Raw genomic sequence first — 18,784 nt, 5'->3', positions numbered from 1 at the left:
TGAGAGGATAATGAATCTAAGACCTGAAGAAATAAGTTCAATTATAAAAGAACAGATTAAAAAATATGATAAAAAGCTAGATGTTGTTGATGTAGGATCTGTTATCCAAGTTGGTGACGGTATAGCGAGAATTCATGGCTTAGAAAATTGTATGGCAGGTGAGCTTTTAGAGTTCCCTGGTGAAGTATATGGTATGGCCCTTAACCTCGAAGAAGACAATGTAGGTTGTGTTCTTTTAGGTTCAGATGATAACATCAAAGAAGGGGATACAGTAAAAAGAACTGGTAGAATAGTTGAAGTACCTGTAGGAGAAAGCCTTATAGGTAGAGTTGTAAACTCTCTAGGTCAACCTATAGATGGTAAAGGACCTATCTCTAGTGAAAAATATAGACCAATAGAAGCAACTGCTTCTGGGGTTATAGCAAGAAAATCGGTATCAGAGCCTTTACAAACAGGTATGAAATCTATAGACTCTATGTTCCCAATAGGAAGAGGACAAAGGGAGCTTATAATAGGTGATAGACAAACTGGTAAAACAGCTTTGGCTGTAGATACTATCATAAATCAAAAAGGTCAAGACATTATATGTATTTATGTTGCTATAGGACAAAAAAGATCTACGGTAGCTCAAATAGTTAATACTCTAGAAGAAAAAGGAGCTATGGACTATAGTATAGTTGTGTCAGCTACAGCTAGTGAGCTTGCTCCATTACAATATATAGCACCATATGCAGGGGTAGCTATTGGTGAAGAATTCATGTATAACGGAAAAGATGTACTTATAATATATGATGATTTATCAAAACATGCCGTTGCTTATCGTGCAATGTCATTATTACTTCGTCGTCCACCAGGACGTGAGGCTTATCCTGGGGATGTATTCTATTTACACTCAAGACTATTAGAGAGATCAGCTAGAGTAAACGAAGATTATGGTGGAGGATCTATAACTGCACTTCCAATTATAGAGACTCTAGCTGGAGATATTTCAGCATATATACCAACAAACGTTATATCTATTACGGATGGACAAATATTCTTAGAATCAGAACTATTCGCTGCTGGACAAAGACCTGCTGTTAATACTGGACTTTCAGTATCTCGTGTTGGTGGTGCTGCCCAAATTAAAGCTATGAAGAAAGTTTCTGGTGGTTTGAAGCTTGAATTAGCTCAATATACAGAATTAGCTGCATTTGCTCAATTTGGATCAGAACTTGACCCAGAAACACAAGAAAGACTTTCTCAAGGAGAAAGAATGATGGAAATCCTTAAGCAACCACAGTACAGCCCAATGTCTGTAGAAAAACAAGTTATGATAATATATGCTGTTACTAATAAATATTTATCAGATATATCTATTGAAAGAATATCTCAATTTGAGTCTGAGTTCTTAAACTTTATGGAAACTAATTACCCACAAGTGGGCAAGGCTATATTAGAGACCGGTGATCTTTCAAAAGAAACTGAAAGTGAGCTTAAGAAAGGTATAGAAGAATTTAAGAAAAGCTTTGCTTAAATATTAGTATTTAAAACACAAATGCAGTACAGGGGGTGAAATTATGGCTCAAGCAATGGGAGATATTAAAAGAAGGATGCGAAGTATAAATAATACTAAGCAAATAACCAAAGCTATGCATCTTGTTTCCTCAGCAAAACTTAGAAAAGCTAGAGAGAAAGCTGAAACAACAAGACCATACTATGAAACTGTAATATCAAGTGTTCAAAGAGTATTAGCAAATGCTAAGGGAGTAAGACATCCTTTTTTAGAAAAACGTGAAGTTAAGAAGACTGCATATATAGTTATAACTGCTGATAGAGGACTTGCAGCAGGATATAACGGAAATATTATAAAACTTGCAGAGTCCCAGATGAAAGATAAAAGCTCATCTTCTATAATAGCTATAGGCTTAAAAGGTAGAGAGTATTTCAAAAAAAGAGGATACGAAATAGCTGGAGAATTTGTAGGTATGACAGAAAAACCTGAATTTTCTCATGCAAGAAATGCAGGAAACATAGCACTAAACTTATATGAGAAGGGAGAAGTAGATGAAGTAATACTTCTTTATACTAAGTTTAAAAGTGCAATATCTCAAGAGCCTACAGCTATAAAGCTTCTTCCAGCTGAAATAGAAGATAGTAAAAATGATGATAATAGTGCTAAAACACTAACAGAATATGAACCATCACCAGAAGAGGTTTTAGAATATTTAATACCAAAATATATACAAAGTGCAATATATGGAGGACTAGTAGAAGCTTCAGCCAGTCAACAAGGAGCTAGAATGACTGCTATGGAATCAGCTACAGATAATGCTGAAGAAATTATAGAAGGACTAGAACTAACATACAATAGAGCTCGTCAAGCTTCTATTACTCAAGAAATCTCAGAAATAGTAGGTGGAGCGGAAGCACTTAAATAGATTATAGGCAGAGGAGTGAAGCAAATGGCTAAAGAAAACATAGGTAAACTAGTTCAAATAATCGGACCTGTGTTAGATATAAGATTTAGCGAAGAAAATCTACCAAAGCTTTTAAATGCTATTGAAATTACAAACAATGGCGAAAAAGTTGTAGCTGAAGTATCTCAGCACGTTGGAGATGATACAGTAAGATGTATTGCCATGTCTTCAACTGATGGACTAGTAAGAGGGATGGAAGCTGTAGATACAGGAGAACCTATAAAGGTACCAGTTGGAGATAAAACATTAGGAAGATTATTTAATGTACTTGGAGAGGCTATAGATAATCAAGAAGATCCTAAAGTAGAAATGAAGTTACCAATTCATAGACAAGCACCTTCATTTGAAGAACAGGAAACAGCTACAGAAATATTTGAAACAGGTATAAAGGTTATAGACTTAATAGCACCTTATGCAAAAGGTGGTAAGATAGGTCTATTTGGTGGTGCAGGAGTTGGAAAAACAGTTCTTATCCAAGAGCTTATAAATAATATAGCAAAAGAACATGGTGGATTATCAGTGTTTACAGGAGTTGGAGAGAGAACAAGAGAAGGTAATGACCTTTATTATGAAATGAAGGATTCAGGAGTTATAGATAAAACTGCACTAGTATTTGGTCAGATGAATGAGCCACCTGGAGCCAGAATGAGAGTTGCATTAACTGGTCTTACAATGGCGGAACACTTTAGAGATAATGAAGGACAAGACGTACTTCTATTTATAGACAATATATTCAGATTCACTCAAGCAGGTTCAGAGGTTTCTGCCCTACTTGGACGTATGCCTAGTGCGGTTGGTTATCAACCTACACTAGCTACAGAGATGGGACAGTTACAAGAGAGAATAACGTCAACTAAAAAAGGTTCTATAACATCGGTTCAGGCTGTTTATGTTCCTGCTGATGACTTAACTGACCCAGCACCTGCAACGACATTTACACACTTGGATGCTACTACAGTTCTTTCACGTCAAATATCTGCATTAGGTATTTATCCTGCTGTTGACCCACTAGATTCTACATCAAGAATCCTAGACCCAATAGTAGTAGGTGAAGAACATTACAAAGTAGCTCGTGATGTTCAAGAAATACTTCAAAGATATAAAGAATTACAAGATATTATAGCTATACTAGGTATGGATGAGCTATCAGAAGAAGATAAGATAACAGTTGCTCGTGCAAGAAGAATACAACGTTTCTTATCTCAACCATTCCACGTAGCAGAAGAGTTTACAGGTATGACTGGAGCTTACGTTCCACTTAAAGAAACTATAAGAGGATTTAAAGAAATTCTTGAGGGTAAACATGACGATTTACCAGAATCAGCGTTTCTATTTGTTGGAACAATAGATGAAGCAGTAGAAAAAGCTAAGAATATGAAGTAGATTCCTTTGTCCTAAGGACGAAAAGGGAGGTGTAAAACATGTCACAATTTACACTGGAAATAGTAACACCAGATCGTAAATTTTTTGAAGAAGAAGTGACAATGGTAGTGGCTAGAGGAGTAGAAGGAGATATTGCTATACTTAAAAATCATATACCTATAGTAACTCCTTTAGATATAGGTATAGTGAAAATCAAAAATGGTAATGAAGAGAAAAAAGCTGCTATTGCAGGGGGATATATGGAAGTTACTAAAGAAAAAACAACTATAGTAACAGACTCTGCAGAATGGCCTGAAGAGATAGATGTAGAAAGAGCAAAAAGAGCAAAAGAAAGAGCAGAAAATAGACTAAATAAAGATAAATCAGAAATAGATGTTGCAAGAGCTGAATTGGCTCTTAAGAAAGCATTAAATAGAATAGGTATAGCAGAATATAGTAAAAAATAACGATAAGTTAATTCTTATCGTTATTTTTATATTAATGTAAATAGTATTATACTCAATTAGAACTTAATCTTTTAGGAAAAATTATTAAATAGTAAATCCCCCCCGCATATGGGGGATTTTACTATCTATAAGGACAACTTGATTTCGAATGTTCCTTAACGGTTCTTTCAGAGCTGGAATGTTCAGCATTGCAATTAGTACAATAGCTACGAGTTTTATATTTGTAAGTACTAACAAGACATCCAGAAGTTCGGCAAAAGTCTGTACCAAGTCTAGCCTTAGTTTGTTCAGTAATAACATTAGTTCTTTGACAGCATAATGGTCCTGCAAATACACTCATACTTGTTAAAACTAGAGTGAAAATTATTAAAATACTAGCTAATTTTTTCATATCTTATACCTCCTTTCTAAATTAATTTAAAATTGAATTTATAGAAACACTATTCAGTTAAACACTAACATATATTCCATAAAAAACCAAAAACGAAATTATAGAAGAGATGGGACTAACATATAATAGAGCTTGTTAAGTTCATATTACTTGAGAAATCCAAGAAATAGTAGGTGAAGAGAAAGCATGTAAATAGATTATAGGCATAAGAGTAAGGCAAATGGAAAGCATAAAGAAACTACTGATATAGTATGTTAAGCATCTGCTTTTAAATGTTACTATATCTATAACACATTTTAGAAGAACATTATGGTATAAGTATCCAAAAATGATATAATTATCTTTTAAATATTCTATTTAAGTGATAGAATATTTATTGAGCCTAACATATATTATTTTCCTATCTTGATTTCATGATTGTTACTAATGATAGAGCTACATAATTATTAGGATCTGATAGAACAACAGATTAAATTATAAAGTAAGCTTTAAAGGGAGGGATTACTATGAAACTAAAAAGAACTGTTACAGGATTACTTTCAGTTATAATTTTATCACTTTCGGCGGCTACATCTTTTGCAGTTGATATACAAAATTTAAAAGATACTAATTATATTAAAGAGATGAAAGAATCTATGCCTATTAGTACTAGCTTGGATGTAGTAAAACAGTCTGAAACTGGTTCTGTTACTGGAAAAGTAACAAAGATAACAGACTTTAAAGGTGTGAAAGGATCAAAATACGTTTTATTAGAAAATGAAGGTGAAGTAGTAGCAAATCTTATAGTATCTAATGATACATATGTTGTGAACAATGATGAAGTTGCTGTAGGATCTGTAATCACTGCATTTTATGATAAAAATAGACCAATGATTATGATTTATCCACCACAATATGAAACGGAAGCCATTGTTGTTAATAGTGAAGATAAAAATGTTAAAGTAGATACTTTCGATAAAGATTTAATTAGTTCAGATAATTCTTTGAAATTAAATATTTCTGATGATACAGATATTATTTCACAAGATGAAAAACGTTTTGATGGAGAACTAGCTAATAGAAAGCTTGTAGTAATTTATGATAAAACTACAAGAAGTATACCTGCACAAACAACTCCAGATAAGATAGTTGTATTATTTGAAAAAGCAGTATCTCCAATTCATAATTTAACAAAAGAAGAAATGGAAAAATTAAATATTAATGTTTTAAATGTGGACATAATTGTTAATGACAAGAAAATAGAAGCTCCAGCAGCTTATAAAAATAAAGATGGAAATGTAATGGTTCCTCTTCGTGCAATTGCTGAAGCTTTAAATGTAGATGTTAGCTGGAATAATGAACTACATAGTGTTATGCTAGGTAAAGGCATTTCTCTGAAAATAGGTGAAGATAACTATACCTATATGAAAACAGCCCCTATTCAATTAGGGATTGCTCCAGAGTTAGTCATGAGAACAACTTTTGTTCCACTAAACTTTTTTGAGAAAGTAATGCGCATGAATAATGTTCAGGTTCTTGAATCTCAAATTATAATAGACAATGGAGAAACAATAAAGTAATTAATAAAAATCAGATTAATATATAATTAGCTGGCTATGTATTTTACTCATGCTAGAAAAACTCGATTAGGTAGACTATATTTCTATTTAATCGAGTTTTTTATAATATCATATTAGTTTTAGTAAAATAATTAGAAGATAGTATTATGAATTTCTTTTGATAATTTTAGCTATTTGAAAAAGATGAGAAAATAGATTTAATTATAGTAAAAGTAGGGAAAATATTATAGAAGCTGGATTATCTTAAAAAATAATTAAATGTAAAAAATTTAGAGTATATAGTTGTTAATAAGGGATTAAATAGTGGATAAATTATTTATAAGTTAATTTTTAACATATGTATAAAATAACCTCCATGTTGTCAATAATGAATATAGAGGAAAGAGTTTCAAATTAAAAATGTTTTCTCCCCCTTTACATTTTTATATATGGCAGACTCTTTCCTCATTTTTTATATATGGAGGTAGATATATTTATGAAAGCTAGAAGAATATTTGGAATTATAACTATTATGTTATTATCGCTTATTAATTACTCATTTGCTGGAGAGTTTGATTATAAAAATGAGGATGTCATGATAAAAGCGTTTGAAGAGGTTGAAGCAGATTTTGATAGTATTAATTTAAACTATAATGGCACAATTTCTAAAAAAAGTATGAATATTAACGGAATAAATAGTATAATAAATAATATAGGAAATAAATTGAACATAAATGAAATGCACAGAGAAAGACTACTATCACCACAAGAAAAGAAAATAGCATTATATGGAAAAGATGAAAAAGAGAGACTTATTACTATCATGGTACATAGCTTTAAAGATGAACAATCAAATCAAGAAGAAACTACACTATTTATAGAGGTAGAGGACACTAAAAGTTATGAGAATTTAAAAGAAATTACCAGTAAATTAGATAGTATTTTTAGTGAATATAATACTAATGCAAAAATTACTAGTTGCATTATTGGAACATTTAAGGGAAAATTAGATAGTAGTGAAAAAGTGAAAAAAATAAGTAAAATACTTAGTATTGTAGATGGAAAAAAAGTCGAAAGTGTTATTGACTCTTCTATTGCAAGTGTATCTATTTATTCACCTCATATATATAGATATATATATACAGGAAATGAGAAGATGAATTTGAATATAGGAATGAGATATGATGAACACCAAGACAAAACGTATATTTTAATGGGATCACCTATAATTGCCATTGGATACTAAAAAGGGAGGAAGAAAATGTGCCTAAAATTATAGTTGAAAAAAGCCCACCGTTAAAAGGGAATGTTAGAATAAGTGGAGCTAAGAACTCAGCACTTCCAATTTTGGCAGCATCACTACTTGCTACAGAAACCTGTATATTAGAAGATGTACCAGCACTTAATGATGTTGAAGTAATATCAGAAGTATTATCAATATTAGGTGCAGATGTTAAGAAAATTGGTAAAGATATGCTAGAAATAAATTCATCACATATAAATAACGTGGAAGCTCCTTATGAGTTAATGAGTAAGATGAGAGCTTCTTTTTTGGTGATGGGACCATTGCTTGCTAGAATGGGCAAAGCAAAAATTTCATTACCAGGAGGATGTGCTATAGGAACTAGACCTATAGATTTGCATCTAAAAGGATTTAAAGCGCTAGGAGCGAAAATAGATCTAGGAAGGGGATATGTAGAAGCTACTGCAAAAGAACTTATAGGTGATATAATATACCTAGATTTTCCAAGTGTTGGAGCTACAGAAAACATAATAATGGCGGCAACAATGGCAAAAGGAGAAACTATTATAGAGAATGCCGCTATGGAGCCTGAAATAGTTGATCTTGCTAACTTCCTGAATAATATGGGAGCTAACATAAAAGGTGCAGGAACAAATACTATAAGAATAAAAGGTGTTGAAAAATTAACAGGAACTCGACACTCAATAATACCAGATAGAATAGAAGCAGGTACTTTTATGGTAGCAGCAGCTATAACAGGTGGAGATGTACTTATAGAAAATGTTGTGTCAAATCATATAAAACCAGTTATAGCAAAACTTCAAGAATGTGGAATAGAAGTTATCGAAGAAGAAGAAACAATAAGAGTAATAGGTAATGGAAATATAAAATCAACAGATGTGAAAACTTTACCTTATCCAGGATTCCCTACTGATATGCAGTCACAGTTCATGACTTTTATGAGTTTAGGACAAGGAATCAGTGTTATGACAGAAACTGTTTTTGAAAATAGATTTATGCATATAGATGAACTAAAGAGAATGGGTGCAGATATAAAGATTGATGGAAGAAGTGCTATAGTAAATGGATCTCAAAAGTTACTAGGAGCACCTGTAAAGGCTACTGATCTAAGAGCTGGTGCAGCACTTATATTAGCAGGACTTGTAGCAGAAGGAAAAACAGAAATAAGTGATATATATCATATAGATAGAGGATATACAGATATAGAAGAGAAGTTTTCAAAGCTTGGTGCAAAGATATATAGAGTGGAAGATTAAATAAAAAAACTTAGATATTATATAATATCTAAGTTTTTTTATTTTAAAGAAAGACGAGTTTACATGAATATATTATTTAAAATTTAATAACTGACGGAATAGATAAATATGAAAATAATAAAGCATAGAAAGTATTAAATTTTTATATAATTTAATATATTTAAAAACTTCAGTAATATATTAAAAATCGCTAAAAATCAGTAATAAATGTTAATAAAGTTAAATGATTGATATGATTTTGTTAAAAGACTTTTGAGTAGATAGATAATTACATATAATGGTAAATATATAAAAAGGGGGGATAATATGCTATTTAAATTTAAAAAAGTTTCAAGACTATTTATAGTAGTATCATTATTGTTTACTATTTTTTTAGCACCAATTAATAACTCTTTTGCTAATGAAACAACGAATTATAGTAGCGATAGGTCAGAATCAACGAAAGAGATAATTATAGTACATACTAATGATACACATTCAAGGCTCAAAGAAGATGAAAGTGAAGGAATGGGATTTGCAAAAATAGCTACAAAGATTAAAGCACTTAAATCTTCAAATCCTAATGTTTTATTACTAGATGCAGGAGATACATTACATGGAAAACCAATATCCAGTATATCAAAAGGTGAAAGTGTTGTAGAAGTCATGAATACAGTAGGATATGATGCTATGGTTCCAGGGAATCATGATTTTAACTATGGACAAGATAGATTATTAGAACTTAGTAAAAAAATGAAATTTCCTTTAATATCATCAAATATAATTAAAGAGGATAGAAGTAAATACTTAACTTCTTACGTTATCAAAGAAGTTGACGGTATAAAAATTGGTATTTTTGGACTAAGTACTCCAGAAACAACTTATAAGACAAATCCTAAAAATGTGAAGGGACTTACATTTAAAAATCCTATAGAGTCAGCAAAAGAAATGGTATCTGAACTTAAAGAAAAAAGAGTAGATGTAGTAGTAGCATTAACTCACTTAGGCCTTGATGAAAGCAGTATAGATACAAGTCAAAAAGTAGCTGATAATGTAAGTGGAATAGATTTAATAATAGATGGTCATAGTCATACTACACTTGAAAAAGGAAAATGGGTGGGAAATACCCTTATAGCTCAAACAGGAGATTATGATAAAAACTTAGGTATTGTAACTTTAAAATTTGAAGGTAATAAGGTTACATCTAAGGAAGCTAAGCTATTTACAAAAGAAGAGGCAAAGTTATTAAATCCAGATAAAAGTGTATTAGACATAATATCTAAAATAGAAGAGGATAATAAAAAAATTACTTCTCAAATAATTGGAAAGTCTAATAAAAGACTTGATGGAGAAAGGGAAAGTGTAAGGGCAGGAGAAACAAATCTTTCAAATCTTATTACAGATGCTATGATAAAATATTCAGGAGCTGATATAGCCATAACAAATGGTGGCGGAATAAGAGCATCTATTGAAGCTGGGGAAATAACAAAAGGAAATATAATTGATGTATTACCATTTGGAAACTATGCAGTATTAAAAGAGATAAGAGGTTCAAATATAGTGAAGGCATTAGAACATGGAACGTCAGATTATCCGAAATCAAAGGGAGCATTTCCACAGGTAGGAGGACTAACATATACATTGAACTTATTTAAAAGTAAAGGAAATAGGGTTACTAATGTCAAAGTTAATGGAGTTCCAATAGATTTAAATAAAAGCTATAAAGTTGTGACTAATGATTTCATGGCAGCTGGTGGAGATGGATATACAATGCTTGAAGACGAAAAATTGTTATTAGAACTTCCAGCACTTGATGAAATAGTTATAGAATATATACAGCAATTGGAGATAGTAACTGGAGATTTTCAAAATAGAATTAAAGTAATTAATAAGATAAAGAAAATTAAGATGAAACATGAAGAAAAGAAATTTGAAAAAACTCAAGAGAAAATTGGTGAGCAAGATTATAAAGATACGTATACAGTTAAGTCAGGAGATGCATTATATCAAATCGCTAAAATGTTTAGAACAACATGGCAAAACCTCTTAGAATACAATAATCTTATAGATCCAAATAAGATAATTCCAGGACAAAAAATATTGATACCTTAAAATAACATAAATATTAATTCATCTTTATATTGTCAAAGTTATTTAGATAGTAGTGAACTAAATAGCTTTGACAATAAGCTTCATGATAAAGATAATCTATATTTTAAGATAATTTAATTATTTTTTAGAGCCAGATACTATTTCCTTGAATTCTTGAAAACTAGTATTAGGAAATATAATGAATCTAGGTGCTTCATATATATTCGTATCTTTGTTTACATACCCTGGGGATACAGTAAAAGCCATTTCATGATTAGTTTCTTTTAGCATATTTATAGTTTCATTATTATAGTGACCATAGGGATAAGCTAAATATTTTGCATTTATAAGTTGCTTATTCTTCATTAGATCATTTAAGACATCTTCTTTAGGAAGAGTTATTAATTTACCCTTTTCATTATCTAATTTATGTAAATCATAAGTATGACTTTCATAAGAAAATACATCACTATATTTTTTGAAATTTTTAATATTTATATGTTGTGATTTTTTATAGTCATATTCTTGTGATTCTTCAAATAAATTTGCACCTACCATGAATATAGTAGCATTAAAATTATATTCCTTTAGAACTGGATAAGCATAAACAGCATTACTTAAATATCCATCATCAAAAGTTATAACTACTGTTTTACTAGGAAGCTCAATTTTACCTTTTATAAAATCCCTTAATTCATCTAAAGTCGCAGTATAATAACCATTATCATGTAAAAACTTCATCTCTTTTTTAAACTGAACATCAGATATTATAGAGCCGTTCTGAGTTAATCCCATTTCTTCAATATGGTTAGGTTCCATTATATGATGATAAAGTAATACAGGTATTTTATCTGAGAAGTCTTTAGATTGAGATGCATTGGCATTAAGTTGTTTTGATTTAACGTATTTATCTCCTTTAATAACAGATTTTAATTGGGGAAAAAAGATTAAAAAACATAATATTAATAGAATAAATATTTTGGTCTTAAAATTTGTTTTCATTTTATAACTAAATCCTTTCTTATTTTATAATAAATGGGCATAACACCTATTTATTATAAAATAAAATACCATATATATCAATTAAAAGAAAAATAATAATATATATGACTATATTTAGCAATTAATCACATATAAGATATTATTAAATCATAAAATAATTATGCTTTATAGATAATATTGAAGAATCTTTTAAAATTAAGTACATAAATATAAAAAAGTAAAGTTTAAAGAATCTCATATTATTTAGAGCCATAACTATAAAGACCTCTAACTTTACTTTTTGAGATAAGTCATTAACTACCATATTAGTTTGTAAAAAAGTGTACAACTTGAGACAATTTATGTTTTGTTAATCTAAGTAAAGTATGTAACTTTCCATTTATAACAACCTTTCTTCCAGAAACAATATCTTTAAATTCAGACATACTAGTATTTGGAAGTATAGCAAATCGTGGTACTTCATATAACTTTGAATTTCTAACAGCATATCTCTGCTGGATAGTAAATGCCATTTTATATCCTTTTTCTTTTAAACACTCTATAATACTAGAATTATACTGACCATATGGATAAGCTAAATAATCAGTGTTAAGTAAATTTTTACTCTTATTTAAATCTTCTATAACCTTTGCCTTAGGTGAAGTTACTAAATACCCCTTACCATCTTTTATATCGTGTAGGCCATATGTGTGGCTACCATAGTAAAAAACATCTTTGTATTTGTCTAATTCTTCAGAGCTTATATATTGTAACTTAGTTCTGTCAAAGGCCATCGGTGATTTAGACATTAGATTACCAATCATAAATATAGCTGCATTAAAATGATATTTTTTCAATATAGGATATGCATATACTAAATTACTTAAATATCCATCATCAAAAGTAATAACAACTGTTTTTTTGGGAAGCTTAAGTTGACCTTTTATGAATTTTCTTAATTCGTCTAAAGTCGCAGTATAATATCCATTGTCGTGTAAAAACTTCATTTCTTTTTTAAATTGAGAGTCAGATATTATAGTAGCATTTTGAGTACATTTCATTTCTTTAATATCTTTAGAGTTCATTATGTGATGATACATTAAAACCGGTACTTTATTTGTTACACCCTTTGAAATTTTTTTATGAAAATTTTCTTCACCATTAGCATAAGAAGTTATGTTAATCTGAAAAAAAATAATTATTAGTGATAAAGCTAGTATGAATTTTTTCATTTGTTACCTCCTTGTTAGCTAAAGATTTAGAGAGTAGACAACTTTTATAATTATATTATATATTTTTTTATTTCTTATTGTTTTAAGATTGAATGTACATTTTATGACATTTATGTTACATCGAACAATATTAGAGTCATATACTTTAAAAAATACTCATATAATTTATAAAGATTATGGTGACTAGATAAAGAAGTAACAGGGGGAAGCGATGAAAAAAATAGGGATATATATTTTTTTTATAATATTTATTACAGTATTTATGCCTATGATTTTAGTACAAGGATATAAAATAGCAAAGAATGATACTAATATTAATGAAAAAGAAAAGGGTAAGAATAAGAATAGAAGTTTCATAGCAAAAGATATAGATTTTAAAGACACTACTAAAATTAAGGTGTACAATGAAAAAACTAAAAAAGTAGAAGAAATAGGACTTGAAGAATATGTAGTAGGAGTGGTTTCTTCGGAAATGCCTGCTGCTTTTCATGAAGAAGCTTTAAAGGCTCAGGCAGTAGCAGCCAGAACTTATGCAATAAGTAGAGTAGAAAAGTTCAAAAATGGACATCCTGATCATCCTCAAGCTCCACTATGTACAGGAGTACATTGTCAAGCATGGATGTCAAAGGAAGAATTAAAGCAAGTACATGGAGATAAGTGGATGGAGGAATATTGGGGTAAATTACAAGCAGCAGTAAATGATACTAAAGGAGAACTTATTACATATAATGGTCAACTTATAAGTGAGCCACTTTTTCATTCTACTAGTGGAGGAAAAACTGAAGCATCAGAAGAAGTGTTTGCAGCAGCTCATCCATACTTAAAATCAGTTACAAGTCCTTATGAAGAGGAAGCTCCAAAGTTTAAATCAGTGATAACAATGACTTTTGAAGAATTTATCAAAAAAATAAAGGGAAAATATCCAAAAGTAAATATAACAAAAGAAAATGTGACAGAAAAAATAAAAGTATCGGAAAAAACTTCAACAGGAAGAATAAAAAAGCTTGTTATAGATGGTAATACAATAGATGGAACTGTTTTTAGAAATTTATTTGGCTTGAATTCTACTAATTTTAAAATAAATCTATCAAAAGATAATATAAAAATACAAACATTAGGATATGGACATGGAGTTGGGATGAGTCAATGGGGAGCAAATGGAATGGGCAAAAATGGTAAAAACTATAAAGAAATACTAAAACACTATTATACAGGTGTAGATATAAAAAAATACTGAGATTATCTTGGTATTTTTTTATTTTTTGGTAATGGACAGGTATTAAAACGTTATTAGTGTCAATAATAATAATAACTATTATGGAGGTGAGGGGTTTGGATAACGATAGAAGAAAATTGAGAGACAACAAGACAATACAGAAAATAAAAAGGACTATACAAAAAGATGGATTTTATATGGTGTTGTTTATTTGTATATGTTTTGTAGCAGCATCAGCAGCTTGGGTTTCTCAGAACAATTTAGAAATAGGAAAAAGTATTGAAAATACTAAAGAAGAAAAAACAGAAGAGATAGACTTGAATTTACAAGAATCTAAAGAAGGCCAACAAGAGAATTTAAAAGGTACAGAAGAAAATATTAAAAAAAATGAAATACAAAAGAAAAATGAGATTCAAAACAATCCAAAAACACAAGAAAAAAATAATGTAGCTAAGAATACACAACAAAATGGAATATCTAATCAGCAAACAAAAAATAATAGTACGGATCATAAAGATAGTTCAGTAGAGGCATCAAACTTAGAAAATAACAATAATAACGTAGTTATGAATACACCTTTAATGGGAAAAGTTATAAAAAACTATGCTATTGATAAGCTTATTTACTCTAAAACATTAGAACAATGGACAACTCACAAAGGGATAGACATAGAAGGAAAAGTTGATACACCTGTAAAGGCATCATTAGATGGAGTTATTAAAGAAGTTAAGAAGGATGATGGACTTGGAATAGTAATCACAATAGATCATGGAAATGGTCTTATGACTAAATACGGGAACTTATCAACAGATGAAATGGTTAAAGTAGGACAAAGTGTTAAAAAGGGAGATGTAATAAGCGGAATAGGTGAAGGATCAGGATTTGAAGTAGCAGAAGGGCCACATTTACATTTCGAAGTTATAAAGAATGGAAAGAATGTAGACCCTAAATCATATGTTCCAGTTTTAAAATAAAATACTTACTTAAGTTTAAGTAGTGTAATTTATCTGTAACAGTTCTACTTAGGTAAATACCTGCATAAATATAAAAAAAGACATTAATACTTATTAAAACACCGTCAAAGGGGGCTAAATGCGTGAAAGATTATATAGAAGAGAGAGCACTAGAAATTGCAAAGTATATAATAAATGAGAAAGCTACAGTACGACAAACTGCCAATATTTTTGGTGTAAGTAAAAGCACAGTACATAAAGATGTAACTGAACGCCTTCCTAAAATAAACCCTCTTATGGCAGGCAAGGTAAAGTCAGTGCTGGATATGAATAAAGCAGAAAGACATATAAGAGGCGGAAAAGCTACAAAATTAAAATACAAAACAACTACTCATAAATAAACTTAAAGATGATTAATATAAAAATTACGACAAAATATTATTTCTCGTTGACGAGAAATAATATTTTTTGTTTTAATATATAAAAAAAGGAATTTAGCATAAATTATAGAACTAAAAAAGGGTATACTATGATTGAATATTATGTAGAAAGAGAGGTTGAGTGAATTGTTTTTTAGAACAGATATAGGTATAGACTTAGGTACAGCAAGTGTACTAGTCTATATTAAAGATAAAGGTATTGTTCTACAAGAGCCATCAGTAGTTGCTATAGATAAAAATACTAATAAACTTCTTGCAGTAGGAGAAGACGCAAGAAGAATGTTAGGTAGAACTCCTGGTAACATTATAGCAATAAGACCACTTAAAGATGGAGTTATATCAGATTATGAAGTTACTCAAAGAATGCTTAAATATTTTATAGAAAAGTCATCAGGAAAGTCTATTATAAGACCAAGGATAGTAGTATGTGTTCCAAGTGGAGTAACAGAGGTAGAAAAGAGAGCTGTAATACAAGCGAGTAATCAAGCTGGAGCGAGAAAAACTTATCTTATAGAAGAACCTATAGCATCTGCAATAGGAGCTGGAATAGATATAACGGAGCCAAGTGGAAATATGATAATAGATATTGGTGGAGGAACTACAGATGTAGCTGTTATATCCCTTGGAGGAATAGTTATAAGTAATTCTATAAAGATAGCAGGAAATATGTTTGATGAAGCTATAGCTAGATATGTAAGAAAAAAACATAATGTAATGATAGGAGAAAGAAGTGCCGAGGATTTAAAAATAAATGTAGGTACTGCATATAAAAGAAAGGAAACAGTTGTAGGAGAAATAAGAGGAAGATACCTAATGTCAGGACTTCCTAAGGTTATTCAAGTTACTTCGGATGAAATGTTAGAAGCACTACAAGAGCCTGTAACGGCTATAGCTGATGTAGTTCATTCTGTACTTGAAAAAACTCCACCAGAATTAGCAGCAGATATAGGAAACAAAGGAATGGTTATGACTGGAGGGGGATCATTACTACATGGATTAGATAAGCTTATAGAAGAAAGAACAGGAATTTCAGTTACAATAGCTGATGATCCTATATCATGTGTAGCTGTAGGAACGGGGAAGTCTTTAGCTAGTATTGAATTTTTAGAAAAAAGTGTATTAACTGGTTGATACTTTTACAAAAAAGACTTAATAATTACAATATTCATGCCGATAGTATATTAAAGATTATACATTCGAAGAAAAAAGGGGAGTGAAAAGTTTGAATGTTTCTTTATATACTGCAGCAACTTCTATGCTTTTAAATGAAAAATTATCAGACATAATATCTAATAACTTAGCTAATGTAAATACTACTGGATTTAAAAGAGACATAGGATTAGCTGAGTCTTTCCCAGAAATACTCTTAAGTAAAATTAACGATAGATACGACTTTGAAAATCACCAACCCTTTACAGGTGTAAGACAAGAAGAAGTTACAGCTGATGGGGTATATTCTATATCAATAAACTCTGGATATTTTAGAGTAGGAACACCAGCAGGAATAAGCCATAATAGAGAACTGAAGTTTATAATAGATCAGGATGGATATTTGAAAACATATTATAGAGATTTAGATGGAAATCCAAAATCAGATGGAGAAAACTATGTACTAGGTAGAGATGGAAGAGCTATAAGAGTTCCGAACAGAAATAACTTTCAAATAGCCGCAAATGGAAATATTTCATCAAATGGACAAGTAATTGGAAATCTAGTTACTTTCCCAGCACCAAATGTAATAGGTACTACTAGTGGTGGAGTGAGATTTGATAGAATAGCTACTGACTTTACAGATGGTTCTTACATAAATACAGGAAATGATTTAGATTTTGCAATAAAAGGTGAAGGCTTTTTCAAAGTACAAGGACGAGATGGAAATGTATATTATACAAGAGACGGTTCATTTACTTTAAATCGAAATGGACAACTTGTAACTAAGGATGGATTACAAGTTTTAGGGCAAAATGGTCCCATAGTACTACAAGGTGACCCTTTTAGTGTTGCTCCTAACGGTGATATAATTGTAAATGGGAATATAGTTAATAGACTAGATGTAGTTCAAATAAATAATAAAGAATATCTAAGAAAACACGGAGACAATATGTATAGGATGGCAGAAAATACTCAAGCTGAAGAAGGGGCTTTTAATGGAGAAGTAGTAAATGGATATATAGAAGGTTCAAATGTAAATACAATAAAAGAAATGGTTCAAATGATAGCTGCACTTAGAAACTATGAATCTAGTCAAAAAGTAATTAAATCTCAAGATGAACTTCTTGAGAAAGTAGTTAATGAGCTTGGAAGAGTATAGTAATTATATTAAAATGAGATATTAAGAAAGGGGAAAAAATTATGATTAGGGGATTATGGTCAGCTGCAAGTGGTATGAAATCACAACAATTAAATATAGATGTAATATCTAATAACTTAGCTAATGTAAATACTACATCATATAAAAAACAAAGAGCTGAGTTTAAAGATTTATTATATGTCTCTATAAAAAGAGCAAATAAAAATGATGATAGAGGTGGACAACCTGTAAATATTGAAGTAGGACATGGAGTTAGAGTATCAGGAACTACTAAAGACTTTGTAAATGGACCAACTATATCTACAGAAAATGATTTTGATGTGGCTATAGATGGTAGAGGATTTTTTGCTGTAAGACTACCAAATGGAGAAGTTAGATATACAAGAGACGGTAGTTTTAAAATAAGTGTTGAGGATGGAGAATCTACATTAGTTACATCAGATGGATACTATGTATTAAGTGAAGATGATGATGTATTAACTATACCAGAAGGAGCAACAGACATAAATATTGATGAACAAGGTTACATAACAGCTAGAGATGAAGATGGAGAGATAATTGATATAGGAAGATTTAGATTTGTTGATTTTGTAAATCCTCAAGGTCTTTTAAGTGAAGGATCGAACTTATATAATGTATCAGATGCTTCTGGACAACCAGTAGATATAGAAGCTGAAGATATGAAAAGCAAAATAAGGCATAAGTTTCTTGAAGGCTCAAATGTTCAAGTAGTAGATGAAATGGTAAATATGATAACAGCTCAAAGAGCTTATGAAATAAGTTCAAAATCAATACAAACAGCTGATGATATGTTACAAATAGCAAATAACTTGAGAAGATAGTG

At 30.3% G+C, this 18,784-nt stretch carries 17 protein-coding genes; 14 read left to right on the top strand and 3 right to left on the bottom strand.

Annotation, left to right across the window (positions count from 1 at the left end; all coding sequences use genetic code 11):
- The first annotated feature begins 10 nt into the window (after window positions 1-10).
- Genes atpA through CLPU_RS02675 form a run of 4 tightly spaced genes read left to right on the top strand, consistent with a single transcriptional unit; the run spans window position 11 to window position 4,288 of the window.
- Window positions 11-1,516 carry a F0F1 ATP synthase subunit alpha gene (gene atpA, locus CLPU_RS02690; protein ID WP_050354102.1) on the top strand — a complete coding sequence of 502 codons (1,506 nt, stop codon included), beginning with the start codon at window positions 11-13 and terminating at the stop codon, window positions 1,514-1,516.
- A 43-nt stretch (window positions 1,517-1,559) separates the two neighbouring features.
- Window positions 1,560-2,420, top strand: coding sequence for an ATP synthase F1 subunit gamma (gene atpG / locus CLPU_RS02685; RefSeq protein WP_050354101.1), 861 nt, complete (start codon window positions 1,560-1,562; stop codon window positions 2,418-2,420).
- 24 nt (window positions 2,421-2,444) lie between these two features.
- The gene (atpD, locus tag CLPU_RS02680) at window positions 2,445-3,842 is read left to right on the top strand and encodes a F0F1 ATP synthase subunit beta (RefSeq protein WP_050354100.1); all 1,398 of its coding nucleotides are present in this window, start codon (window positions 2,445-2,447) and stop codon (window positions 3,840-3,842) included.
- Between the two features lie 38 nt (window positions 3,843-3,880).
- On the top strand, window positions 3,881-4,288 hold the full coding sequence (locus CLPU_RS02675; RefSeq protein WP_050354099.1) for a F0F1 ATP synthase subunit epsilon: 408 nt from the start codon (window positions 3,881-3,883) through the stop codon (window positions 4,286-4,288).
- A 121-nt stretch (window positions 4,289-4,409) separates the two neighbouring features.
- Here CLPU_RS02675 and CLPU_RS02670 read toward each other — a convergent pair whose 3' ends face one another.
- A complete protein-coding gene (locus tag CLPU_RS02670; protein ID WP_050354098.1) occupies window positions 4,410-4,679 on the bottom strand; it encodes a hypothetical protein in 270 nt (89 codons plus the stop codon).
- A gap of 506 nt (window positions 4,680-5,185) precedes the next feature.
- On the opposite strand from CLPU_RS02670, the gene CLPU_RS02665 reads away from it, so the two are divergent.
- The 4 genes from CLPU_RS02665 (at window position 5,186) to CLPU_RS02650 (ending at window position 10,828) form a co-directional block, all read left to right on the top strand.
- Window positions 5,186-6,238 (top strand): copper amine oxidase N-terminal domain-containing protein, encoded by a 1,053-nt coding sequence (locus tag CLPU_RS02665; RefSeq protein ID WP_050354097.1) that lies wholly within the window; start codon window positions 5,186-5,188, stop codon window positions 6,236-6,238.
- Between the two features lie 475 nt (window positions 6,239-6,713).
- On the top strand, window positions 6,714-7,463 hold the full coding sequence (locus tag CLPU_RS02660; protein WP_050354096.1) for a YwmB family TATA-box binding protein: 750 nt from the start codon (window positions 6,714-6,716) through the stop codon (window positions 7,461-7,463).
- Between the two features lie 17 nt (window positions 7,464-7,480).
- Window positions 7,481-8,737, top strand: a complete 1,257-nt coding sequence (gene murA, locus CLPU_RS02655; protein ID WP_050354095.1) for a UDP-N-acetylglucosamine 1-carboxyvinyltransferase — start codon at window positions 7,481-7,483, stop codon at window positions 8,735-8,737.
- A gap of 306 nt (window positions 8,738-9,043) precedes the next feature.
- Window positions 9,044-10,828 carry a 5'-nucleotidase C-terminal domain-containing protein gene (locus CLPU_RS02650; RefSeq protein ID WP_050354094.1) on the top strand — a complete coding sequence of 595 codons (1,785 nt, stop codon included), beginning with the start codon at window positions 9,044-9,046 and terminating at the stop codon, window positions 10,826-10,828.
- A 117-nt stretch (window positions 10,829-10,945) separates the two neighbouring features.
- On the opposite strand, the gene CLPU_RS02645 is transcribed toward CLPU_RS02650, so the two are convergent.
- Complete coding sequence (locus CLPU_RS02645; protein ID WP_050354093.1) at window positions 10,946-11,809, bottom strand: polysaccharide deacetylase family protein; 864 nt, start codon at window positions 11,807-11,809, stop codon at window positions 10,946-10,948.
- Window positions 11,810-12,114: 305 nt separating this feature from the next.
- Window positions 12,115-13,020: a polysaccharide deacetylase family protein gene (locus CLPU_RS02640; RefSeq protein ID WP_050354092.1), complete on the bottom strand. Its 906-nt coding sequence runs from the start codon at window positions 13,018-13,020 to the stop codon at window positions 12,115-12,117.
- A gap of 211 nt (window positions 13,021-13,231) precedes the next feature.
- On the opposite strand from CLPU_RS02640, the gene spoIID reads away from it, so the two are divergent.
- The 6 genes from spoIID (at window position 13,232) to flgG (ending at window position 18,782) form a co-directional block, all read left to right on the top strand.
- The gene (gene spoIID / locus CLPU_RS02635; RefSeq protein ID WP_050354091.1) at window positions 13,232-14,257 is read left to right on the top strand and encodes a stage II sporulation protein D; all 1,026 of its coding nucleotides are present in this window, start codon (window positions 13,232-13,234) and stop codon (window positions 14,255-14,257) included.
- 95 nt (window positions 14,258-14,352) lie between these two features.
- Window positions 14,353-15,210 (top strand): M23 family metallopeptidase, encoded by an 858-nt coding sequence (locus CLPU_RS02630; RefSeq protein ID WP_050354090.1) that lies wholly within the window; start codon window positions 14,353-14,355, stop codon window positions 15,208-15,210.
- A 122-nt stretch (window positions 15,211-15,332) separates the two neighbouring features.
- Entirely contained in the window at window positions 15,333-15,590 is a 258-nt protein-coding gene (gene spoIIID, locus CLPU_RS02625) for a sporulation transcriptional regulator SpoIIID (protein ID WP_050354089.1), read from the top strand.
- A 165-nt stretch (window positions 15,591-15,755) separates the two neighbouring features.
- Window positions 15,756-16,760, top strand: coding sequence for a rod shape-determining protein (gene mreB / locus CLPU_RS02620; RefSeq protein WP_050354088.1), 1,005 nt, complete (start codon window positions 15,756-15,758; stop codon window positions 16,758-16,760).
- A 91-nt stretch (window positions 16,761-16,851) separates the two neighbouring features.
- A complete protein-coding gene (locus tag CLPU_RS02615) occupies window positions 16,852-17,940 on the top strand; it encodes a flagellar hook-basal body complex protein (protein WP_235436088.1) in 1,089 nt (362 codons plus the stop codon).
- A gap of 41 nt (window positions 17,941-17,981) precedes the next feature.
- Window positions 17,982-18,782 (top strand): flagellar basal-body rod protein FlgG, encoded by an 801-nt coding sequence (gene flgG, locus CLPU_RS02610; RefSeq protein WP_050354087.1) that lies wholly within the window; start codon window positions 17,982-17,984, stop codon window positions 18,780-18,782.
- Window positions 18,783-18,784: the final 2 nt, after the last annotated feature.

Source organism: Gottschalkia purinilytica (assembly GCF_001190785.1).
GTDB lineage: Bacteria > Bacillota > Clostridia > Tissierellales > Gottschalkiaceae > Gottschalkia_A > Gottschalkia_A purinilytica.
The sequence above is the reverse complement of the archived record's forward strand: the minus strand, read 5'-3'. Positions and strand labels throughout refer to the sequence as shown.